Source organism: Pseudomonas sp. NFIX10 (genome assembly GCF_900111955.1).
In the GTDB taxonomy this organism is placed as follows: Bacteria; Pseudomonadota; Gammaproteobacteria; order Pseudomonadales; family Pseudomonadaceae; genus Aquipseudomonas; species Aquipseudomonas fluorescens_AA.
In genome coordinates this window covers 120244-137093 of record NZ_FOKH01000002.1, presented here as the reverse complement: position 1 = coordinate 137093, position 16850 = coordinate 120244, and the positions used below count along the sequence as shown (strand labels likewise).

Sequence of the window (16850 nt, the reverse complement as noted above, 5' to 3'; positions counted from 1 at the left end):
TGAATGAGCAATGACGGCGTGAATGCAGGCCGGCGTCGCTTCCTGGTAGCAGCCACATCCGTGGTGGGTGCTGCAGGAGCGGTGGGGGCTGCGGTCCCGTTCGTGGGGTCATGGTTTCCCAGCGCCAAGGCGAAAGCCGCAGGTGCACCGGTGAAAGTGAATGTCAGCAAGATCGAGCCAGGCCAGCAGATGATTGCTGAGTGGCGCGGCCAGCCGGTGTTCATCGTCCGCCGTACAGAGGAAATCCTGGGGAATCTGAAAAAGATAGAGGGTCAGTTGTCCGACCCGTCCTCCAAGAACTCCACGCAACCGACTTATGTCGACCCGCAGACGCGTTCGATCAAGCCAGAGGTCCTGCTGCTGATCGGGATCTGTACGCACCTGGGTTGCTCGCCAACGTTCCGTCCCGAAGTAGCGCCTGCCGACCTGGGCAAGGACTGGGTCGGTGGTTATTTCTGCCCTTGCCACGGCTCCCACTACGACCTGGCCGGTCGCGTCTACAAGTCGCAGCCTGCACCTCTGAACCTGCCAGTTCCCCCGCATTCCTATGAGACCGATGACATCATTGTCGTTGGCGTCGATACGGAGAAAGCGTGATGAGCAAATTCATGGATTGGGTTGATGCGCGCTTTCCCGCGACCAAAATGTGGGAAGACCATCTCAGCAAATATTACGCTCCGAAAAACTTCAACTTCTTCTACTTCTTTGGTTCCCTGGCATTGCTCGTTCTGGTCAACCAGATCGTCACCGGTGTCTGGCTGACCATGAGCTACACCCCGTCGGCGGAAGAAGCGTTTGCCTCCGTCGAATACATCATGCGCGACGTCGAGTACGGCTCGATCCTGCGTCTGCTGCACTCAACCGGCGCTTCGGCGTTCTTCATCGTGGTCTACCTGCACATGTTCCGTGGTCTGCTCTACGGTTCGTACCAGAAGCCTCGCGAGCTGGTGTGGGTCTTCGGCATGCTGATCTACCTGGCGCTGATGGCCGAGGCCTTCATGGGCTACCTGCTGCCGTGGGGCCAGATGTCCTACTGGGGTGCCCAGGTGATCATCTCGCTGTTCGGTGCGATCCCGGTCATCGGTGACGACCTGACCCAGTGGATCCGTGGTGACTACCTGATCTCGGGCATCACCCTGAACCGCTTCTTCGCCCTGCACGTGGTCGCCCTGCCAATCGTGATCCTCGGCCTGGTGGTGCTGCACATCCTCGCGCTGCACGAAGTCGGCTCGAACAACCCGGATGGCGTGGACATCAAGAAACACAAGGACGAGAACGGCGTACCGCTGGATGGCATCGCCTTCCACCCGTACTACACCGTGAAAGATATCGTCGGCGTGGTGGTCTTCCTGTTCATCTTCTGCTCCATCGTGTTCTTCTTCCCTGAAATGGGCGGTTACTTCCTCGAGAAGCCGAACTTCGAGCAGGCGAACGCGTTCAAGACTCCTGAGCACATTGCCCCGGTCTGGTACTTCACGCCGTTCTACGCGATCCTGCGGGCGATCCCGGACAAGCTGTTGGGCGTTATTGCCATGGGCGCGGCCATCGCCGTGCTGTTCGTCCTGCCATGGCTGGACCGCAGCCCCGTCAAGTCGATGCGCTACAAAGGCTGGCTGAGCAAGATCTGGCTCGTGGTGTTCTGCATCTCGTTCGTGATCCTGGGCGTGCTGGGCGTACTGGCTCCGACACCGGAACGCACGCTGCTGTCGCAGGTTTGCACCTTCCTGTACTTCGCCTACTTCATTCTGATGCCGTTCTACACCAGGCTCGAGAAGACCAAACCGGTTCCGGAAAGGGTGACTGGCTGATGAAAAAGCTATTTGCTGTACTGATTCTTGCTGCTATGCCTGTACTGTCCTTCGCGGCTGAACACGGTGGTCCGGAGCTGGAAAAAGTCGACATCGACGTTTCCGACAAAGCGGCCATGCAGGACGGCGCACGTACGTTCGCCAACTACTGCATGGGTTGCCACAGTGCCAAGTTCCAGCGCTATGAACGCGTTGCCGATGACCTGGGCATCCCCCATGAGCTGATGCTCGAGAAGCTTGTGTTCACCGGTGCCAAACTGGGCGATCACATGACCATCGGCATGCAGCCTGCGGACGCCAAGACCTGGTTCGGCGCCGCGCCGCCGGACCTGACCCTGGTGGCCCGTGTGCGTGGCACCGACTGGCTTTACGGTTACCTGCGCTCGTTCTACGAAGACCCTGCACGTCCTTGGGGCGTGAACAACAAGGTCTTCCCGAACGTCGGGATGCCTAACGTTCTGGTCGGCCTCCAGGGTCGCCAGGTGGTAGGCTGCAAACAGGTTCAGATCGTTGAAGACGGCAAAAAGCAATTCGATCCGCTGACAGGCTCCGCTTTGACCCATGAAGCCTGCGACCAACTGACCGTATTGCCGAACACCGGCACCCTGACCCCGGAGCAGTTCGATGAGAAGGTCAAGAACCTGGTGACCTTCCTGGCCTACTCGGCCAACCCGGTGAAGCTGGAGCATCAGCGCATCGGTACCTATGTATTGCTGTACCTGGCGTTCTTCTTCGTATTCGCTTACCTGCTCAAGCGTGAATACTGGAAAGACGTGCATTGATAAAGCTGTAAGCCATTGCTGTTAATCGTGCGCGCCCAAGGGCGTCTCTAGACATGTAACGAGCCTGGCCCGCCAGGCGTTACGGGAGACGCCCTCTGGGCGCGCTCGTTTTTCCGTTTTTCGATAATTTCAACAAGCGAGGAGGATCGCCATGGGCGTGACCAATCGGTTGGCCTGTTACTCCGACCCCGCCGACCACTATTCCCACCGGGTACGCATCGTACTGGCAGAGAAGGGTGTCAGCGCCGAGATCATTTACGTCGAAGCGGGTCGTCAGCCGCCGAAGCTGATCGAAGTGAACCCTTACGGCAGCCTGCCCACATTGGTCGATCGTGACCTGGCGTTGTGGGAGTCGACCGTGGTGATGGAATACCTGGATGAGCGTTATCCGCATCCACCCTTGCTGCCGGTTTATCCTGTAGCGCGTGCCAACAGCCGTTTGCTGATCCATCGCATCCAGCGTGACTGGTGCGGGTTGGTGGATCTGATCCTGGATTCCCGAACCAAGGAGCCGGCGCGAGTCGTGGCGCGCAAGGAATTGCGTGAAAGCCTGACGGGCGTATCGCCGCTGTTCGTCGACAAGCCGTTTTTCCTCAGTGAGGAACAAAGTCTGGTGGATTGCTGCCTATTGCCCATACTCTGGCGTTTGCCGATTCTGGGTATCGAACTGCCGCGGCCTGCCAAGCCGCTGCTTGATTATATGGAGCGCCAATTTGCGCGTGAGGCATTCCAGGCGAGTCTGTCTGGTGTCGAACGCGACATGCGCTAAGGCTTAAGGAGCCGCTATGAACTCCAGTCGACCTTATCTGGTCCGCGCGCTCTACGAGTGGATTGTGGACAATGATTGCACCCCGCACATGCTCGTCAATGCCGAGTTTCCGTCGGTGCAGGTGCCGCAGGGTTTTGCCAACGATGGGCAGATTGTCCTCAACGTGTCGCCAGCCGCTGTGCGTCACCTGCACATGGATAATGATGCCGTCAGCTTTGAAGGGCGCTTCGGTGGTGTGCCGCACACCTTGTACGTGCCTGTTGCTGCGATTCTGGGGATTTATGCCCGGGAGAATGGCCAAGGCATGGTGTTTGAGCTGGAAGCGCCGCTGGACGGTGAAGAAGAGTTCGAGCCGGATGATGACCTGCCACCACCGGATGACGAGCCGCCGCGGCCTAGTGGTCGGCCTAGTCTCAAGGTGGTGAAGTAGCGAAGCAGGTAATCTGTTCGCTGTTCGCCAAGGAAAATGCCCGTGTCGTGAGATGCGGGCATTTTTTTTGGCTGTATTCGCGGCTACCTCGGCATCCATGCCGAGGTGCCCACTGCGCAATGCCTGCGTTCGGCCAGCGTGGTTAACGGGGCGCCCAGATCAAAAGCAAAGCAAAAGCGAGGCGGCCTTACAGCCGACCTGTCTCCTCCGGCTGTACCCGATCCCATTGTGGGAGCGAGCTTGCTCGCGATGGCGTCAGGTCAGCAGCATCGGTGTTGGCTGGCACACCGCAATCGCGAGCAAGCTCGCTCCCACAGTTTGGATTGAGGGGCTGTGAGGCCGCCTTGTTTTGGCTTTTGATCTTGATCTGGGCGCCCCCAACCAAACAAAAAAACGGTGCTCCCCTGTATGAGTGAGCACCGTTTTTCCAGCCGCATGCAGCCTCAAGAGCCGCGAGTCGCCTCAGTCAATATACTCAAACAACTTGACGATCTTCTGTACCCCGGACACACCCTGCACCAAGTTGGTCGCCTGGGCGGCCTCCTGCTTGGTCAGCAGGCCCAGCAGGTAGACGATGCCATTCTCGGTCACAACCTTGATGCGCGAGCCAGGAATGCTGGCGTCGGTGAGCATCTGGGTCTTGATCTTGGTGGTCAGCCAGGCGTCATTCTGACGCGCCAGCAGGGAGGAGGGTTGCAGGACCTGCAGTTCGTTATGCACGGTCTTGACCCGCTGCACGGCGCTGGCTTCCTGTTCGGCCTTAGCCTTGAGGTCGGCGCGTGGGGTCTGGCCGGCCAGCAGTACGACACCGTTGAAGCTGGTGACGACGATGTGCGAGTTGTTGTCCAGGTCCGGGTCGGCCTTGGCGATGTTCACGCCGACCTTGGTTTCAATCAGGGAGTCGTCGATCTTGCTGCCGAAGGTGCGGGTGCCGCGGTCGTCTTCAATCGGCTTTTCCCGGCTGGCGTTAACCACCGATGTGCAGCCGCTGATGCCGAGGCACAGGGTCAAGGCCAGAAGGCCTAGGCGATTAGGGGTCATTCTTCACTCCCGAACAGTTGGCTGTCGATCAAGTCGCAAAGGCAGTGGATCGCCAGCAGGTGGACTTCCTGGATACGTGCGGTGACATTGGCCGGTACGCGGATCTCGACGTCTTCGGGCAATAGCAGCGATGCCATGCCACCGCCGTCACGACCGGTCAATGCTACGACAATCATTTCGCGATCATGTGCGGCCTGGATCGCTTGAATAATATTGGCCGAGTTGCCGCTGGTGGAAATCGCCAGCAGCACATCGCCAGGTTGGCCCAGGGCGCGGATCTGTTTGGAGAAGACTTCGTTGTAGCTGTAGTCGTTGGCGATCGAGGTGATCGTCGAGCTGTCGGTGGTCAGGGCAATCGCCGGCAGGCTCGGGCGCTCGCGCTCGAAGCGGTTGAGCAGCTCCGACGAGAAATGCTGGGCGTCGCCGGCCGAGCCGCCATTGCCGCACGAAAGCATTTTGCCCTCGTTGAGCAAGGCGTTGACCATCACTTGGCTGGCTTGCTCGATGTGCGGTGCAAGTACGTCCATCGCCTGTTGCTTGGTGTCGATACTGGCCTGAAAAAGCTGGCGAATTCGCGATTGCATGTCCATCTGTGTGACCTTAAGTAGCGCGGCTTATGGGCACAAACATGTGCGGCGCGCAAAGCAAAGAGCAAAAAAGTTAGGTGAAGGTGTCCGGCTCGGCATGGGCGCTCAACTGTCGAAGGCGTTCTGCAGCCAGTTCAACTGGGCGGCGTTGCTGTCGATGGCAACCACGTCGAAGCGGCAGGGATAATCGGCCCAGCGAGACTCGCGTTGCAGGAAATACTGCGCCGCGAACACCAGTTTCTGGCGCTTGCGCTCGTCAATGCTGTCGAGCGCGCCACCCCATTGGGTATTTTTTCTGTAGCGGACTTCGACGAATACTACTGTATCGCCGTCAAGCATGACCAGATCAAGCTCGCCGCGTTTGCACAACCAGTTCTGCGCCACCAGCCGCAGGCCGTGTTGCTGGAGATGCGCGAGGGCCTGGCCCTCGGCATCCCGTCCGCTTTGCTGGCGTGATCGGTCAGGCATCAGCGCTGGGTGTCCGGCAGGCGCTGCACCTGGCCGTTGACGAACTCGGCCCAAGGCAATTGACGCTGTACGCGCTGGGTGGGCGACACGGCCAGGCTGCCCGACAAACCTTCGAGGCGGCTGTCCGGCAACGTCTTGAGCTGGCCCAGGCGCGGTGCCAGGCGATAGGCATCCGCGCCCATCGCGTACAACCGACCCAGGCTGCCACCCGCCTGGGGCCACTGCGCGGTGACCTGCTTGCGCAGCGGGTCATTGGCGTCGAGCAGCCACGGGGTTTCGCAGAAGCGGATGCCGCTCATGTCGTTGTACTGGTTCTGGTCGCCGCTGGCGCTGAACACCGAAGACGTCGCGTAGACCGGCACGTCGCCGGCGTATTGGAAGTTCAGGGTTGGCTTGATCTGCTGGGCCTGCTGCGGTGTCGAGGCCAGGAAGATGAACTCGATGTCCTGGCGACGGGACGGCTGGGCCGCGACCGTGGTGCCCACGGTGCTTTGCAGGCTCTTGGCGCGACCTTCGCTCTGGCGCAACTGGAACATGTCGGCGATCTGCTGGGCCAGTTGGACCGGCTGGTCGACCCGTTCGATCGCGACGATGGTGCCGCCGTTGGCCTGCCAGTCCTGGCTGAAGGCTTTGAGTACGCGATCGCCCCATTCGCCCTTCGGTACCATGGCGGCGGCGCGGTGCAGGCCATCGGCGCGGGCGCGACGGGACACTTCGCGAGCTTCATCCTCGGGGGCCAGGCCGAACTGGAACAGTTGCGGTGGCCCTTGCTCGCCTTCGCTGTAGTTCAACGCCAGGGTAGTGATCGGCAATTGCGGACGGGTGCTGATCTGCTTGACCAGGGGTTTTTCCAGCGGGCCGATGACCAGTTGCACGCCGTCGGCCTGGGCCTTGCGGTAGAACTCGTCCATGGAGGTCAGGCTGGCGCTGTCATAGAACTGGATGCTGGGCGGCGTTTGCCCGGCCTGCTGAGCCTGGTAGTGCGCGGCCATGAAACCCTCGCGCAAGGCCTTGGCAACCGCTGCCAGCTGGCCACTTTGTGGCAGCAGCAGGGCGATCTTGCTCAGTGGCTGGCTGGCCAGTTCCTTGAGCTTGACCAGGGGCGTCGGCAGTTGCAGGGCGGCGGGGTGCTTTGGGTTCTGTTCGCGCCAGTGGTCGATGGCTGCCTGCTGCTGTTCCAGGGTGCCGGCGGTCTTGACGGCCTGGGCCAGGCTCAACCAGCCGCCGAGGTCGTCGTTGGAGGCGGGCTGCAACTGGTCGGTGGGCAGCGAGGCGATCAGCGACCAGATGGCTTCGTGGTTTTTCGCCGCGGCATCGTCCTTCAGCAAGGGTGCGATGAAGATGCGCTCCTTGGCGGCAGCCAGGGTCTGGCCGTCGGCTTCGAGGGCGCGGGCGCGGACGGTTCCGGTGCGGGCCTGCTGCTCCACGGGCATTTCGCTCAGGTGTTGCAGGCTTGGGTGGCTCAGGGCGGTGAGCGCTGCCTTGGGCTGGTTGCGGGTCATCGCCAGTTCCGCCGACAGTGTGCTGGCGAAAATCTGCTGGCCGGGCTTGAGTTGTTCCATCGGCACTTGTTGCAGGATCTGTGCGGACTGGCCGGCATTGCCCTGGCGGTAGGCCAGGTCTGCGGCGCTCAGGCGCAGCAGGGCGGCTTTTTCCGGGGTTTTGCTTTGGGTGGCCTGTTCGAGCAACTGCTCGATACTGGCATCCGGGGTCCGTGGAAGTTCGCCAAGGCTGGACGAGGGCGAGCTGGCGCAGGCCGCCAGGAGGGCAGCGAGGCAGAGGGCGGAGAGCAGCCGCAGGCAAGCGATCATGTAAGTGTTCCCGATACGAGATCAAATTAGCGTCGAATTGTACCCAAGCACTGGCCGGGGCGCGATGTTACTGGTGTGAATCGATCAATTTAGGTATTTCAAAGAGTGCGGCGCGCCACAAAAGACAGGGTATTGCCTCTGTGGTGAACAGCTGGGATGGCTGGCACACGCTACAATGGCGGTTTTTACGATCATGAGGTGCGCGTTTTGACTGCTCCAGGTGCTTTGAATTCCGCTGCCGGCTCGCTTTATGTGGTGGCGACGCCCATCGGCAACCTGGACGATATCAGTGCCCGGGCGCTGAAAATCCTGCAGGAGGTTGCGCTGATCGCGGCTGAAGACACCCGTCACTCCCAGCGCCTGCTGCAACATTTCGGCATTTCCACGCCGTTGGCAGCCTGTCATGAACACAATGAGCGGGACGAAGGCAGTCGTTTCATTACCCGGCTGTTGGCAGGCGATAACATCGCGCTGATTTCCGATGCCGGTACGCCGTTGATTTCCGACCCTGGCTATCATCTGGTGCGCCAGGCCCGGGCGGCGGGTATCAGCGTGGTGCCGGTGCCGGGGGCTTGCGCGTTGATCGCGGCGCTGTCGGCGGCAGGCCTGCCGTCGGACCGTTTCATCTTCGAAGGTTTCCTGCCGGCCAAGGCGGTGGGGCGGCGGGCACGCCTGGAAGCTATAAAGGAAGAGCCGCGTACGCTGATCTTCTATGAGGCGCCGCACCGCATTCTGGAATGCCTGCAGGACATGGAACTGGTGTTCGGTGCCGAACGCCAGGCGCTGCTGGCCCGGGAGTTGACCAAGACCTTTGAAACCCTCAAGGGACTGCCGTTGAACGAGTTGCGCGCCTTTGTCGAAAGCGACAGCAACCAGCAACGCGGCGAGTGCGTCGTGCTGGTGGCGGGTTGGACGCCGCCGCAAAGCGAGGATGCCGTCAGCGGCGAGGCGATGCGCGTCCTGAACCTGCTGCTCGAGGAAATGCCCCTCAAGCGCGCCGCGGCCCTTGCGGCGCAGATCACAGGCGAGCGCAAGAATGTGCTGTATCAGGTCGCACTGGAAAAACAGAAAGACCAGTGAAACCGGGACACGGTGCTGGCCCGGGGCTTTTAGCGCTTGTTCTTCAAGCGCTCTACCGTTAACCTTCGCGGCGGAGAGTCGATCGGACAGTCGCTGCCCTCTATGAGAATTAGGGGGGGGAGGAAAGTCCGGGCTCCATAGGGCGAAGTGCCAGGTAATGCCTGGGAGGCGTGAGCCTACGGAAAGTGCCACAGAAAATAACCGCCTAAGCGTTTCGGCGCCGGTAAGGGTGAAAAGGTGCGGTAAGAGCGCACCGCACGGCTGGCAACAGTTCGTGGCTAGGTAAACCCCACTTGGAGCAAGACCAAATAGGGTCCCAAGGCGTGGCCCGCGCTGGGACCGGGTAGGTTGCTAAAGATGTCCAGTGATGGCCATCGTAGACGAATGACTGTTCAAGACAGAACCCGGCTTACAGATCGACTCTCCACCTTTTCCCTTCCTGCCGAAATCACTGGCAGACGCAGTTCCTAATACCAAAAAAATCTTACTCTTAACAAATCACTTTAACTTGTGCGCGCAGTCCCCTGTGCTGCTTCAGGTTGGAGCGAATTTTCCTACGTCAGATTCTTGTTACCCCTCCTGAAACGCTCCTAAATCTCCGATCTATAAGGCTTTTCCTTCATTACGCGCCTTGACGGTGCGGTGGGCGCATTCCTATAGTGTGCGCAAGTGGCGGAAAGTGGCATGAAGTGGGTTTTTTTGAAGGTAAAACGCCAAAAAGTGGAGAAACGCTGACGTGTTTCGCGGAGCTAACGCTATCAGTCTCGATGCAAAAGGCCGGCTCGCCATGCCCAGCCGGTATCGTGACGAGCTCGTTTCGCGAAGTTCGGGGCAGTTAATCGTCACGATCGACGCCGTTGACCCATGTTTGTGTGTTTACCCCCTGGATGAGTGGGAAATCATCGAAACCAAACTGCGCGCACTGCCTTCGCTGCGCGAAGAAAACCGCCGTCTGCAACGCTTGCTGATCGGTAATGCCGTCGACCTCGAGCTCGATGGCAGTGGTCGTTTCCTGGTGCCCCCGCGCCTGCGCGAGTACGCCAAGCTGGACAAGCGCGCGATGCTGGTGGGCCAACTAAACAAGTTCCAACTGTGGGACGAAGATGCCTGGAATGCGGTTTCTGCCGCTGACCTCGCTGCTATTCAACAACCGGGCGCCATGCCTGACGAACTGCGTGATTTGATCCTGTGACTATTGATAGCGGCTTTAACCACATCACCGTACTGCTTGACGAGGCCGTCGAGGCGCTCGCCGTACGTCCTGATGGCTGCTATCTGGACGGCACGTTCGGGCGTGGTGGGCACAGCCGGTTGATCCTCAGCCAGCTGGGGCCGGACGGCCGGTTGCTGGGGTTCGACAAGGATCCTCAAGCGATTGCCACCGGGCAAGCGCTGGCGGCCGAAGACGGCCGCTTTGTCGTTGTGCAGCGCAGCTTCGCCGAGCTGGGCGCGGAAGTCGCCGAGCGCGGCCTGGCCGGCAAGGTCAATGGCGTGCTGCTCGACCTGGGCGTGTCGTCGCCACAGCTGGACGACCCGGAGCGCGGCTTCAGCTTCCTCAATGACGGCCCGCTGGACATGCGCATGGACCCATCCCGTGGGATCAGCGCCGCCGAATTCGTCAACACCGCCCCGGTGGAAGAAATCGCCCGTGTCTTCAAGGAATACGGTGAAGAGCGTTTCTCCGGCCGCATGGCCCGTGCCGTGGTCGAGCGCCGCGACATCAAGCTTTTCGAGCGCACCGGCGACCTGGCCGAGGTGCTGAAAGTGGCCAACCCGGCCTGGGAAAAGGGCAAGAACCCGGCGACCCGGGCTTTCCAGGGCTTGCGCATCCACGTCAATAACGAACTGGGCGATCTGCAGGTGGGTCTCGAAGCGGCGATCGAGGCGCTGGAGATCGGCGGTCGCCTGGTGGTGATCAGCTTCCACTCCCTGGAAGACCGCATCGTCAAGCTGTTCATGCGCAAGCTCACCAAGGGGGAAGCCGATAACCTGCCGCGCAACCTGCCGGTGCGTTTCGAAGCCTTCGTGCCGAAGATCAAGATCCATGGCAAGGCGCAGTTCGCTTCCGAAGCCGAACTCAAGGCCAACCCGCGCGCCCGTAGCGCCGTCATGCGCGTCGCGGAGAAGTTGCGGTGAGCAAGCTCTTCGCCAAGCCCCTGCCCGGCGGCAGCTTTTTCATGCTGCTGCTGTTCATCGGCGTGCTCGTGTCGGCCATCGCCGTGTCCTATAGCGCGCACTGGAACCGGCAGTTGCTCAATACCCTTTATAACGAACTCAGCGTGCGCGACAAGGCGCAGGCCGAGTGGGGGCGGTTGATCCTGGAACAGAGCACCTGGACCGCCCACAGCCGTATCGAAGTCCTGGCCACCGAACAGTTGAAAATGCGCATTCCCGGCGCCGCCGAAGTGCAGATGGTGGCGCCATGATGAAACTCGAAGGGGCGCTGTTCCCGTGGCGGTTTCGTCTGGTCCTGGGCTTGCTCGGGATCATGGTGGCGGCGATTTCGTGGCGCATCATCGACCTGCAGGTCGTCGACCGTGACTTCCTCAAGGGGCAGGGCGATGCCCGCAGTGTGCGGCATATTCCGATCCCGGCTCACCGTGGCCTGATCACCGACCGCAATGGCGAACCCCTGGCCGTGAGTACCCCGGTGACCACCTTGTGGGCCAACGCCAAGGAAATGCAGCTGGCCAAGGAAAAATGGCCGGCCTTGGCCGCCGCACTCGGGCAGGACCCCAAGGCCCTGGCCGAGCGCCTCGAAGCCCAGGCCAACAAGGAATTCATTTATCTGGTGCGCGGCTTGACGCCCGAGCAGGGCCAGAGCGTGCTCGACTTGAAAGTACCCGGTGTCTACGGCATTGAAGAGTTCCGGCGTTTCTACCCGGCCGGTGAAGTCACGGCCCACATGGTCGGGTTTACCGACATCGATGACCGGGGCCGGGAAGGTGTCGAACTGGCCTATGACGAATGGCTCGCCGGAGTCGCCGGCAAGCGACAGGTCATCAAGGACCGGCGCGGCCGGCTGATCAAGGATGTCCAAGTCACCAAAAACGCCAAGGCCGGCAAGCCCTTGGCGTTGTCCATTGACTTGCGCCTGCAATATCTGGCCAACCGCGAGCTGCGCAATGCCATCGTCGAGAACGGTGCCAAGGCTGGCAGCCTGGTGATCATGGACGTGAAGACCGGCGAGATCCTGGCGATGGTCAACCAGCCGACCTACAACCCGAACAACCGTCGCAACCTGCAGCCGGCGATGATGCGCAACCGCGCGATGATCGACGTGTTCGAGCCGGGTTCGACCATGAAGGCCGTGTCCATGGCCGCCGCCCTGGAAACCGGGCGCTGGAAGCCGAGCGACACCGTCGAGGTGTACCCGGGCACCCTGCAGATCGGCAAGTACACCATCCGCGACGTGTCCAAGACCGAAGGTCCGGTGCTCGACCTGACCGGCATCCTGATCAACTCCAGTAACGTTGGCATGAGCAAGATCGCCTTCGATATCGGTGGCGAAACGATCTATCGCCTGGCCCAGAAAATCGGCCTCGGCCAGGACACCGGCCTGGGCTTCCCGGGCGAGCGTGTCGGCAACCTGCCGAACTACCGTGACTGGCGCAAGGCTGAAACCGCCACGTTGTCCTATGGCTACGGTGTTTCCGTGACCGCGATCCAGCTGGTCCATGCGTTTTCCGCGCTGGCGAACAACGGGCGCATGGCACCGCTGACCCTGATCAAGACCGACAAGGCGCCGCAGACCACCCAGGTGATCCCGGAAAATGTCGCCAAGACCATGCAGGGCATGCTGCAGCAGGTGATCGAGGCGCCGCGTGGTGTCTATCGCGCCCAGGTGCCGGCCTACCACGTTGCAGGTAAATCGGGTACGGCCCGTAAAACCTCCGTGGGCACCAAAGGCTACGCCGAGAATTCCTACCGTTCGCTGTTTGCCGGCTTCGGCCCGATGAGCGACCCGCGCTACGCCATCGTCGTGGTCATCGACGAACCGAGCAAGGCGGGCTACTTCGGCGGCCTGGTCTCGGCGCCGGTGTTCAGCAAAGTGATGTCCGGCACCCTGCGCCTGATGAACATTACCCCGGATAACCTGCCGCCGACCCAGCAGGCCAATACCGCACCGGTCGTTCCCTTGAAAGCCGAAGGAGGGCGTGGCTGATGTCCCTGAGCCTGAACAAGATTTTCGCCCACGCCGGTCACGATCTGCTGATTCGTGAATTGGCCCTGGACAGCCGCAATGTACGCGCCGGGGACTTGTTCCTGGCGGTGCCGGGTGCTCGGGTCGATGGCCGCGACCATATCGCCGACGCCCTGAAGCGTGGCGCGGCTGCCGTGGCTTATGAAGTGCGAGGTGCCACCGTGCTGCCGATCACTGACGTGCCCTTGATTCCGGTCAAGGACCTGGCAGCGCAGCTGTCGGACATCGCCGGGCGTTTTTATGGCGACCCGAGCCGTCACCTGAACCTGGTGGGCGTGACGGGTACCAACGGCAAGACCAGCGTGACCCAACTGGTGGCCCAGGCGTTGGACCTGCTCGGCCAGCATTGCGGCATCGTCGGCACCTTGGGCAACGGTTTTCATGGCGCACTGGAGAGCGGCCTGCACACCACGCCGAACCCGATTGCCGTGCAAGCGACCCTGGCGGACCTGAAGAAGGCCGGTGCCAAGGCTGTCGCGATGGAAGTCTCGTCCCATGGCCTGGATCAGGGCCGGGTGACGGCGCTGGCATTCGATGTGGCGGTGTTGACCAACCTGTCCCGGGACCACCTGGATTACCACGGCACCATGCAGGCCTACGGTGAAGCCAAGGCCAAGCTGTTTGCCTGGAATGATTTGAAATGCAGGGTCATCAACCTCGATGACGAGTTCGGTCGGCAACTGGCCGCCGACAAGCGCGAGTCCCGGTTGATCACCTATAGCCTGGAAGATACCAGCGCCTACCTTTATATACGTCAGGCCCAGTTCAACGACGAAGGCGTACGCGCCACGCTGGTCACGCCCCAGGGCGAGCACCACTTGCGCAGCACTTTGCTCGGCCGCTTCAACCTGAGCAACGTATTGGCGGCCATCGGCGCCTTGCTCGGCCTGGACTACGCGCTGGACGAAATTCTCAAGGTGTTGCCAAAGCTGGAAGGGCCCGCCGGGCGCATGCAGCGGCTGGGCGGTGGGGCGCAACCGTTGGTGGTGATCGATTACGCCCATACCCCCGACGCGTTGGAAAAAGTCCTCACGGCCCTGCGTCCTCACGCCAGGAGCAAGTTGCTGTGCCTGTTTGGCTGCGGTGGTGATCGCGATCGCGGCAAGCGCCCGTTGATGGCCGAAGTCGTGGAGCGGCTGGCAGATGGCGTGCTGGTCACCGACGACAATCCGCGCAGCGAAGACCCGCTGCGGATTTTCGACGACATCCGCGCCGGTTTTACCGCTGTGGATAACGTCACCTTCGTCGCCGGTCGCGGCCAGGCCATCGCCCAGTTGATCGCCAGCGCTTCGGCGGACGATGTCATCGTCCTGGCCGGCAAGGGCCACGAGGACTATCAGGAAATCAACGGCGAACGCCATGCGTTCTCCGATCTGGTGGAAGCCGATCACGCCCTGACCGCGTGGGAGGTGGCCCATGCTTAAGGCCCTGAAACTCAGCGAACTGACCAACGCCCTGAATGCGCGCCTCATCGCCGCGGACGCCAGTTTCGACGGCGTCAGCATCGACAGCCGGGCGATCGCACCGGGGCAATTGTTCGTCGCCCTGGCCGGGCCGCGTTTCGATGGCCACGATTACTTGAACGAGGTCGCGGGCAAAGGTGCGGTCGCGGCCCTGGTCGAGCGGGAAGTGAACAACAGCACGTTGCCGCAATTGCTCGTCAACGACACCCGCCAGGCCCTGGGCCAGCTCGGTGCGCTGAATCGTGCGGCGTATGGCAACCCGGTCGCCGCCATCACCGGCTCCAGCGGCAAGACCACGGTCAAGGAAATGCTCGCCAGCATCCTGCGCACTCGCGGTCCGGTGCTGGCGACCCGGGGCAACCTGAACAACGACCTCGGCGTGCCGCTGACCCTGCTGGAACTGGCGCCGGAACATAGTGCTGCCGTCATCGAGCTGGGGGCTTCGCGGCTCGGCGAGATTGCCTACACCGTGGCCATGACCAAGCCTCACGTGGCGGTGCTCAACAACGCCGGTACCGCCCACGTCGGCGAGTTCGGCGGCCCGGAAAAAATCGTCGAGGCCAAGGGCGAGATCATCGAAGGGCTGGATGCCAATGGCATCGCCGTGCTGAATCTCGATGACAAGGCTTTTGAAATCTGGAAGACCCGTGCGGGCGAGCGCAAGGTGCTGACCTTCGCCCTGAGCAACCTCGCCGCGAATTTCTACGCCAGTGACCTGGACCGTGATGCCCGTGGTTGCCCGGCCTTCAACCTGCACAGCCCCGACGGCGCCGAGCGGGTCCAGTTGAACCTGCTGGGCACCCATAACGTTGCCAACGCCCTGGCCGCGGCGGCTGCCGCCCATGCCCTGGGCGTGTCGCTGCCGGGCATCGTCGCCGGGCTGAACGCCGTGCAGCCGGTCAAGGGGCGCTCCGTCGCGCAACTGGCCACTAACGGCATGCGCGTGATCGACGACACCTACAACGCCAACCCGTCGTCCATGTGCGCGGCCGTGGACATCCTCGCCGGTTTCTCCGGCCGTACCGTGCTGGTGCTGGGGGATATCGGTGAACTGGGCGAATGGGCGCAACAGGGCCATCACGACGTTGGTGCCTATGCACGCGGCAAGGTCGATGCGCTGTATGCGGTCGGTCCGATGATGGCCCATGCGGTCGCCGCGTTTGGCGAACACGCGCGGCATTTCACCACTCAAGCCGAACTGATCCAGGCCCTGGGCGCCGAGCAGGACCCGAACACCACCTTATTGATCAAGGGCTCACGCAGCGCAGCGATGGAAAACATCGTCGCGGCACTGTGCGGCGCCTCCACGGAGAAACATTAATGCTGCTGCTGCTAGCGGAGTACCTGCAACAGTTCCACAAAGGCTTCGCGGTCTTCCAGTACCTGACCCTGCGCGGGATCCTGGGTGTGCTGACCGCGTTGTCGTTGTCGCTGTTCCTGGGCCCGTGGATGATCCGCACTCTGCAGAACCTGCAGATCGGCCAGTCGGTCCGTAACGACGGTCCGCAATCGCACCTGTCAAAATCCGGCACCCCGACCATGGGTGGCGCGTTGATCCTGTCGTCCATCGGTATCAGCACCTTGCTCTGGGCCGACCTGGCGAACCGCTACGTCTGGGTCGTGCTGCTGGTGACCCTGTTCTTCGGCGCCATCGGCTGGGTCGACGACTACCGCAAGGTGATCGAGAAGAACTCCCGCGGGCTGCCAAGTCGCTGGAAATATTTCTGGCAGTCGGTGTTCGGCCTCGGCGCGGCGATCTTCCTTTATATGACCGCCGCCTCGCCGGTGGAAACCACCCTGATCCTGCCGATGCTCAAGGACTACAGCATTCCGTTGGGTGCAGGTTTCATCGTGCTGACCTACCTGGTCATCGTCGGTTCGAGCAACGCGGTCAACCTCACCGACGGCCTCGACGGCCTGGCGATCATGCCGACGGTCATGGTCGGCGGCGCGCTGGGGATCTTCTGCTACCTGTCGGGTAACGTGAAATTCGCTGAATACCTGCTGATCCCTTATGTCCCGGGGGCAGGTGAGCTGATCGTGTTCTGCGGCGCGCTGATCGGTGCCGGCCTGGGGTTCCTGTGGTTCAACACCTACCCGGCGCAAGTCTTCATGGGCGACGTCGGCGCGCTGGCGCTGGGCGCGGCCCTGGGCACCATCGCTGTCATCGTTCGCCAGGAAATCGTCCTGTTCATCATGGGCGGCGTGTTCGTGATGGAGACCCTGTCAGTCGTCATTCAGGTTGCTTCCTTTAAATTGACCGGCCGCCGCGTATTCCGCATGGCGCCGATCCACCACCACTTTGAACTCAAGGGCTGGCCCGAGCCGCGTGTGATCGTCCGTTTCTGGATCATCACCGTGATCCTGGTGCTGATCGGCCTTGCCACCCTGAAGCTGAGGTAGAACG

At 61.6% G+C, this 16850-nt stretch carries 17 protein-coding genes and 1 other RNA gene; 14 read left to right on the top strand and 4 right to left on the bottom strand.

The window, feature by feature from the left end; translation table 11 throughout:
* The first annotated feature begins 3 nt into the window (after nt 1–3).
* The 5 genes from petA to BM321_RS02455 all read left to right on the top strand — a co-directional run bounded on the left by petA (nt 4) and on the right by BM321_RS02455 (nt 3789).
* Nucleotides 4–597 carry a ubiquinol-cytochrome c reductase iron-sulfur subunit gene (petA, locus tag BM321_RS02475; RefSeq protein WP_060740746.1) on the top strand — a complete coding sequence of 198 codons (594 nt, stop codon included), beginning with the start codon at nt 4–6 and terminating at the stop codon, nt 595–597.
* Nucleotides 597–1808, top strand: coding sequence for a cytochrome b (locus tag BM321_RS02470; protein ID WP_092204149.1), 1212 nt, complete (start codon nt 597–599; stop codon nt 1806–1808). Before petA ends, BM321_RS02470 begins: the two co-directional genes overlap by 1 nt.
* Nucleotides 1808–2590, top strand: coding sequence for a cytochrome c1 (locus BM321_RS02465; protein WP_092334220.1), 783 nt, complete (start codon nt 1808–1810; stop codon nt 2588–2590). Before BM321_RS02470 ends, BM321_RS02465 begins: the two co-directional genes overlap by 1 nt.
* 151 nt (nt 2591–2741) lie before the next feature.
* The gene (locus BM321_RS02460) at nt 2742–3359 is read left to right on the top strand and encodes a glutathione S-transferase N-terminal domain-containing protein (RefSeq protein ID WP_003178195.1); all 618 of its coding nucleotides are present in this window, start codon (nt 2742–2744) and stop codon (nt 3357–3359) included.
* A 16-nt stretch (nt 3360–3375) separates the two neighbouring features.
* Nucleotides 3376–3789, top strand: a complete 414-nt coding sequence (locus BM321_RS02455; protein WP_053124982.1) for a ClpXP protease specificity-enhancing factor — start codon at nt 3376–3378, stop codon at nt 3787–3789.
* 462 nt (nt 3790–4251) lie between these two features.
* On the opposite strand, the gene BM321_RS02445 is transcribed toward BM321_RS02455, so the two are convergent.
* From BM321_RS02445 to BM321_RS02430, 4 genes are all read right to left on the bottom strand, one after another.
* A complete protein-coding gene (locus tag BM321_RS02445) occupies nt 4252–4830 on the bottom strand; it encodes a BON domain-containing protein (RefSeq protein ID WP_030139689.1) in 579 nt (192 codons plus the stop codon).
* Nucleotides 4827–5420, bottom strand: coding sequence for a phosphoheptose isomerase (locus tag BM321_RS02440; RefSeq protein WP_007928463.1), 594 nt, complete (start codon nt 5418–5420; stop codon nt 4827–4829). Before BM321_RS02440 ends, BM321_RS02445 begins: the two co-directional genes overlap by 4 nt.
* A gap of 102 nt (nt 5421–5522) precedes the next feature.
* Complete coding sequence (locus BM321_RS02435) at nt 5523–5885, bottom strand: YraN family protein (protein WP_060740748.1); 363 nt, start codon at nt 5883–5885, stop codon at nt 5523–5525.
* Nucleotides 5885–7696, bottom strand: a complete 1812-nt coding sequence (locus tag BM321_RS02430; RefSeq protein ID WP_092441400.1) for a penicillin-binding protein activator — start codon at nt 7694–7696, stop codon at nt 5885–5887. Before BM321_RS02430 ends, BM321_RS02435 begins: the two co-directional genes overlap by 1 nt.
* A gap of 207 nt (nt 7697–7903) precedes the next feature.
* On the opposite strand from BM321_RS02430, the gene rsmI reads away from it, so the two are divergent.
* The 9 genes from rsmI to mraY all read left to right on the top strand — a co-directional run bounded on the left by rsmI (nt 7904) and on the right by mraY (nt 16846).
* Nucleotides 7904–8776 (top strand): 16S rRNA (cytidine(1402)-2'-O)-methyltransferase, encoded by an 873-nt coding sequence (gene rsmI / locus BM321_RS02425; protein ID WP_092441518.1) that lies wholly within the window; start codon nt 7904–7906, stop codon nt 8774–8776.
* Nucleotides 8777–8850: 74 nt separating this feature from the next.
* Nucleotides 8851–9204: RNase P RNA component class A (gene rnpB / locus BM321_RS02420), an RNA gene on the top strand.
* 308 nt (nt 9205–9512) lie between these two features.
* Nucleotides 9513–9968, top strand: a complete 456-nt coding sequence (mraZ, locus tag BM321_RS02415) for a division/cell wall cluster transcriptional repressor MraZ (RefSeq protein ID WP_003205355.1) — start codon at nt 9513–9515, stop codon at nt 9966–9968.
* A complete protein-coding gene (gene rsmH, locus BM321_RS02410) occupies nt 9965–10912 on the top strand; it encodes a 16S rRNA (cytosine(1402)-N(4))-methyltransferase RsmH (RefSeq protein WP_092441399.1) in 948 nt (315 codons plus the stop codon). The genes mraZ and rsmH overlap by 4 nt, the downstream gene beginning before the upstream one ends.
* Complete coding sequence (gene ftsL / locus BM321_RS02405; RefSeq protein ID WP_003178214.1) at nt 10909–11202, top strand: cell division protein FtsL; 294 nt, start codon at nt 10909–10911, stop codon at nt 11200–11202. Before rsmH ends, ftsL begins: the two co-directional genes overlap by 4 nt.
* On the top strand, nt 11202–12941 hold the full coding sequence (locus BM321_RS02400) for a peptidoglycan D,D-transpeptidase FtsI family protein (RefSeq protein WP_170842280.1): 1740 nt from the start codon (nt 11202–11204) through the stop codon (nt 12939–12941). The genes ftsL and BM321_RS02400 overlap by 1 nt, the downstream gene beginning before the upstream one ends.
* Nucleotides 12941–14404: a UDP-N-acetylmuramoyl-L-alanyl-D-glutamate--2,6-diaminopimelate ligase gene (locus tag BM321_RS02395; RefSeq protein WP_092441398.1), complete on the top strand. Its 1464-nt coding sequence runs from the start codon at nt 12941–12943 to the stop codon at nt 14402–14404. Before BM321_RS02400 ends, BM321_RS02395 begins: the two co-directional genes overlap by 1 nt.
* Entirely contained in the window at nt 14397–15764 is a 1368-nt protein-coding gene (gene murF, locus BM321_RS02390) for a UDP-N-acetylmuramoyl-tripeptide--D-alanyl-D-alanine ligase (protein ID WP_092441397.1), read from the top strand. The genes BM321_RS02395 and murF overlap by 8 nt, the downstream gene beginning before the upstream one ends.
* Nucleotides 15764–16846 (top strand): phospho-N-acetylmuramoyl-pentapeptide-transferase, encoded by a 1083-nt coding sequence (mraY, locus tag BM321_RS02385; protein ID WP_053124966.1) that lies wholly within the window; start codon nt 15764–15766, stop codon nt 16844–16846. The genes murF and mraY overlap by 1 nt, the downstream gene beginning before the upstream one ends.
* Nucleotides 16847–16850 lie beyond the last annotated feature (4 nt).

Excerpts from the sequence above, each read along its gene's own strand:
- mraY (WP_053124966.1), top strand. The coding sequence starts at position 15,764 with ATGCTGCTGCTGCTAGCGGAGTACCTGCAACAGTTCCACAAAGGCTTC.
- BM321_RS02445 (WP_030139689.1), bottom strand. The coding sequence starts at position 4,830 with ATGACCCCTAATCGCCTAGGCCTTCTGGCCTTGACCCTGTGCCTCGGC.
- BM321_RS02440 (WP_007928463.1), bottom strand. The coding sequence starts at position 5,420 with ATGGACATGCAATCGCGAATTCGCCAGCTTTTTCAGGCCAGTATCGAC.
- BM321_RS02435 (WP_060740748.1), bottom strand. The coding sequence starts at position 5,885 with ATGCCTGACCGATCACGCCAGCAAAGCGGACGGGATGCCGAGGGCCAG.
- BM321_RS02395 (WP_092441398.1), top strand. The coding sequence starts at position 12,941 with ATGTCCCTGAGCCTGAACAAGATTTTCGCCCACGCCGGTCACGATCTG.
- BM321_RS02465 (WP_092334220.1), top strand. The coding sequence starts at position 1,808 with ATGAAAAAGCTATTTGCTGTACTGATTCTTGCTGCTATGCCTGTACTG.
- BM321_RS02400 (WP_170842280.1), top strand. The coding sequence starts at position 11,202 with ATGAAACTCGAAGGGGCGCTGTTCCCGTGGCGGTTTCGTCTGGTCCTG.
- BM321_RS02455 (WP_053124982.1), top strand. The coding sequence starts at position 3,376 with ATGAACTCCAGTCGACCTTATCTGGTCCGCGCGCTCTACGAGTGGATT.
- BM321_RS02470 (WP_092204149.1), top strand. The coding sequence starts at position 597 with ATGAGCAAATTCATGGATTGGGTTGATGCGCGCTTTCCCGCGACCAAA.
- murF (WP_092441397.1), top strand. The coding sequence starts at position 14,397 with ATGCTTAAGGCCCTGAAACTCAGCGAACTGACCAACGCCCTGAATGCG.
- petA (WP_060740746.1), top strand. The coding sequence starts at position 4 with ATGAGCAATGACGGCGTGAATGCAGGCCGGCGTCGCTTCCTGGTAGCA.
- BM321_RS02460 (WP_003178195.1), top strand. The coding sequence starts at position 2,742 with ATGGGCGTGACCAATCGGTTGGCCTGTTACTCCGACCCCGCCGACCAC.
- BM321_RS02430 (WP_092441400.1), bottom strand. The coding sequence starts at position 7,696 with ATGATCGCTTGCCTGCGGCTGCTCTCCGCCCTCTGCCTCGCTGCCCTC.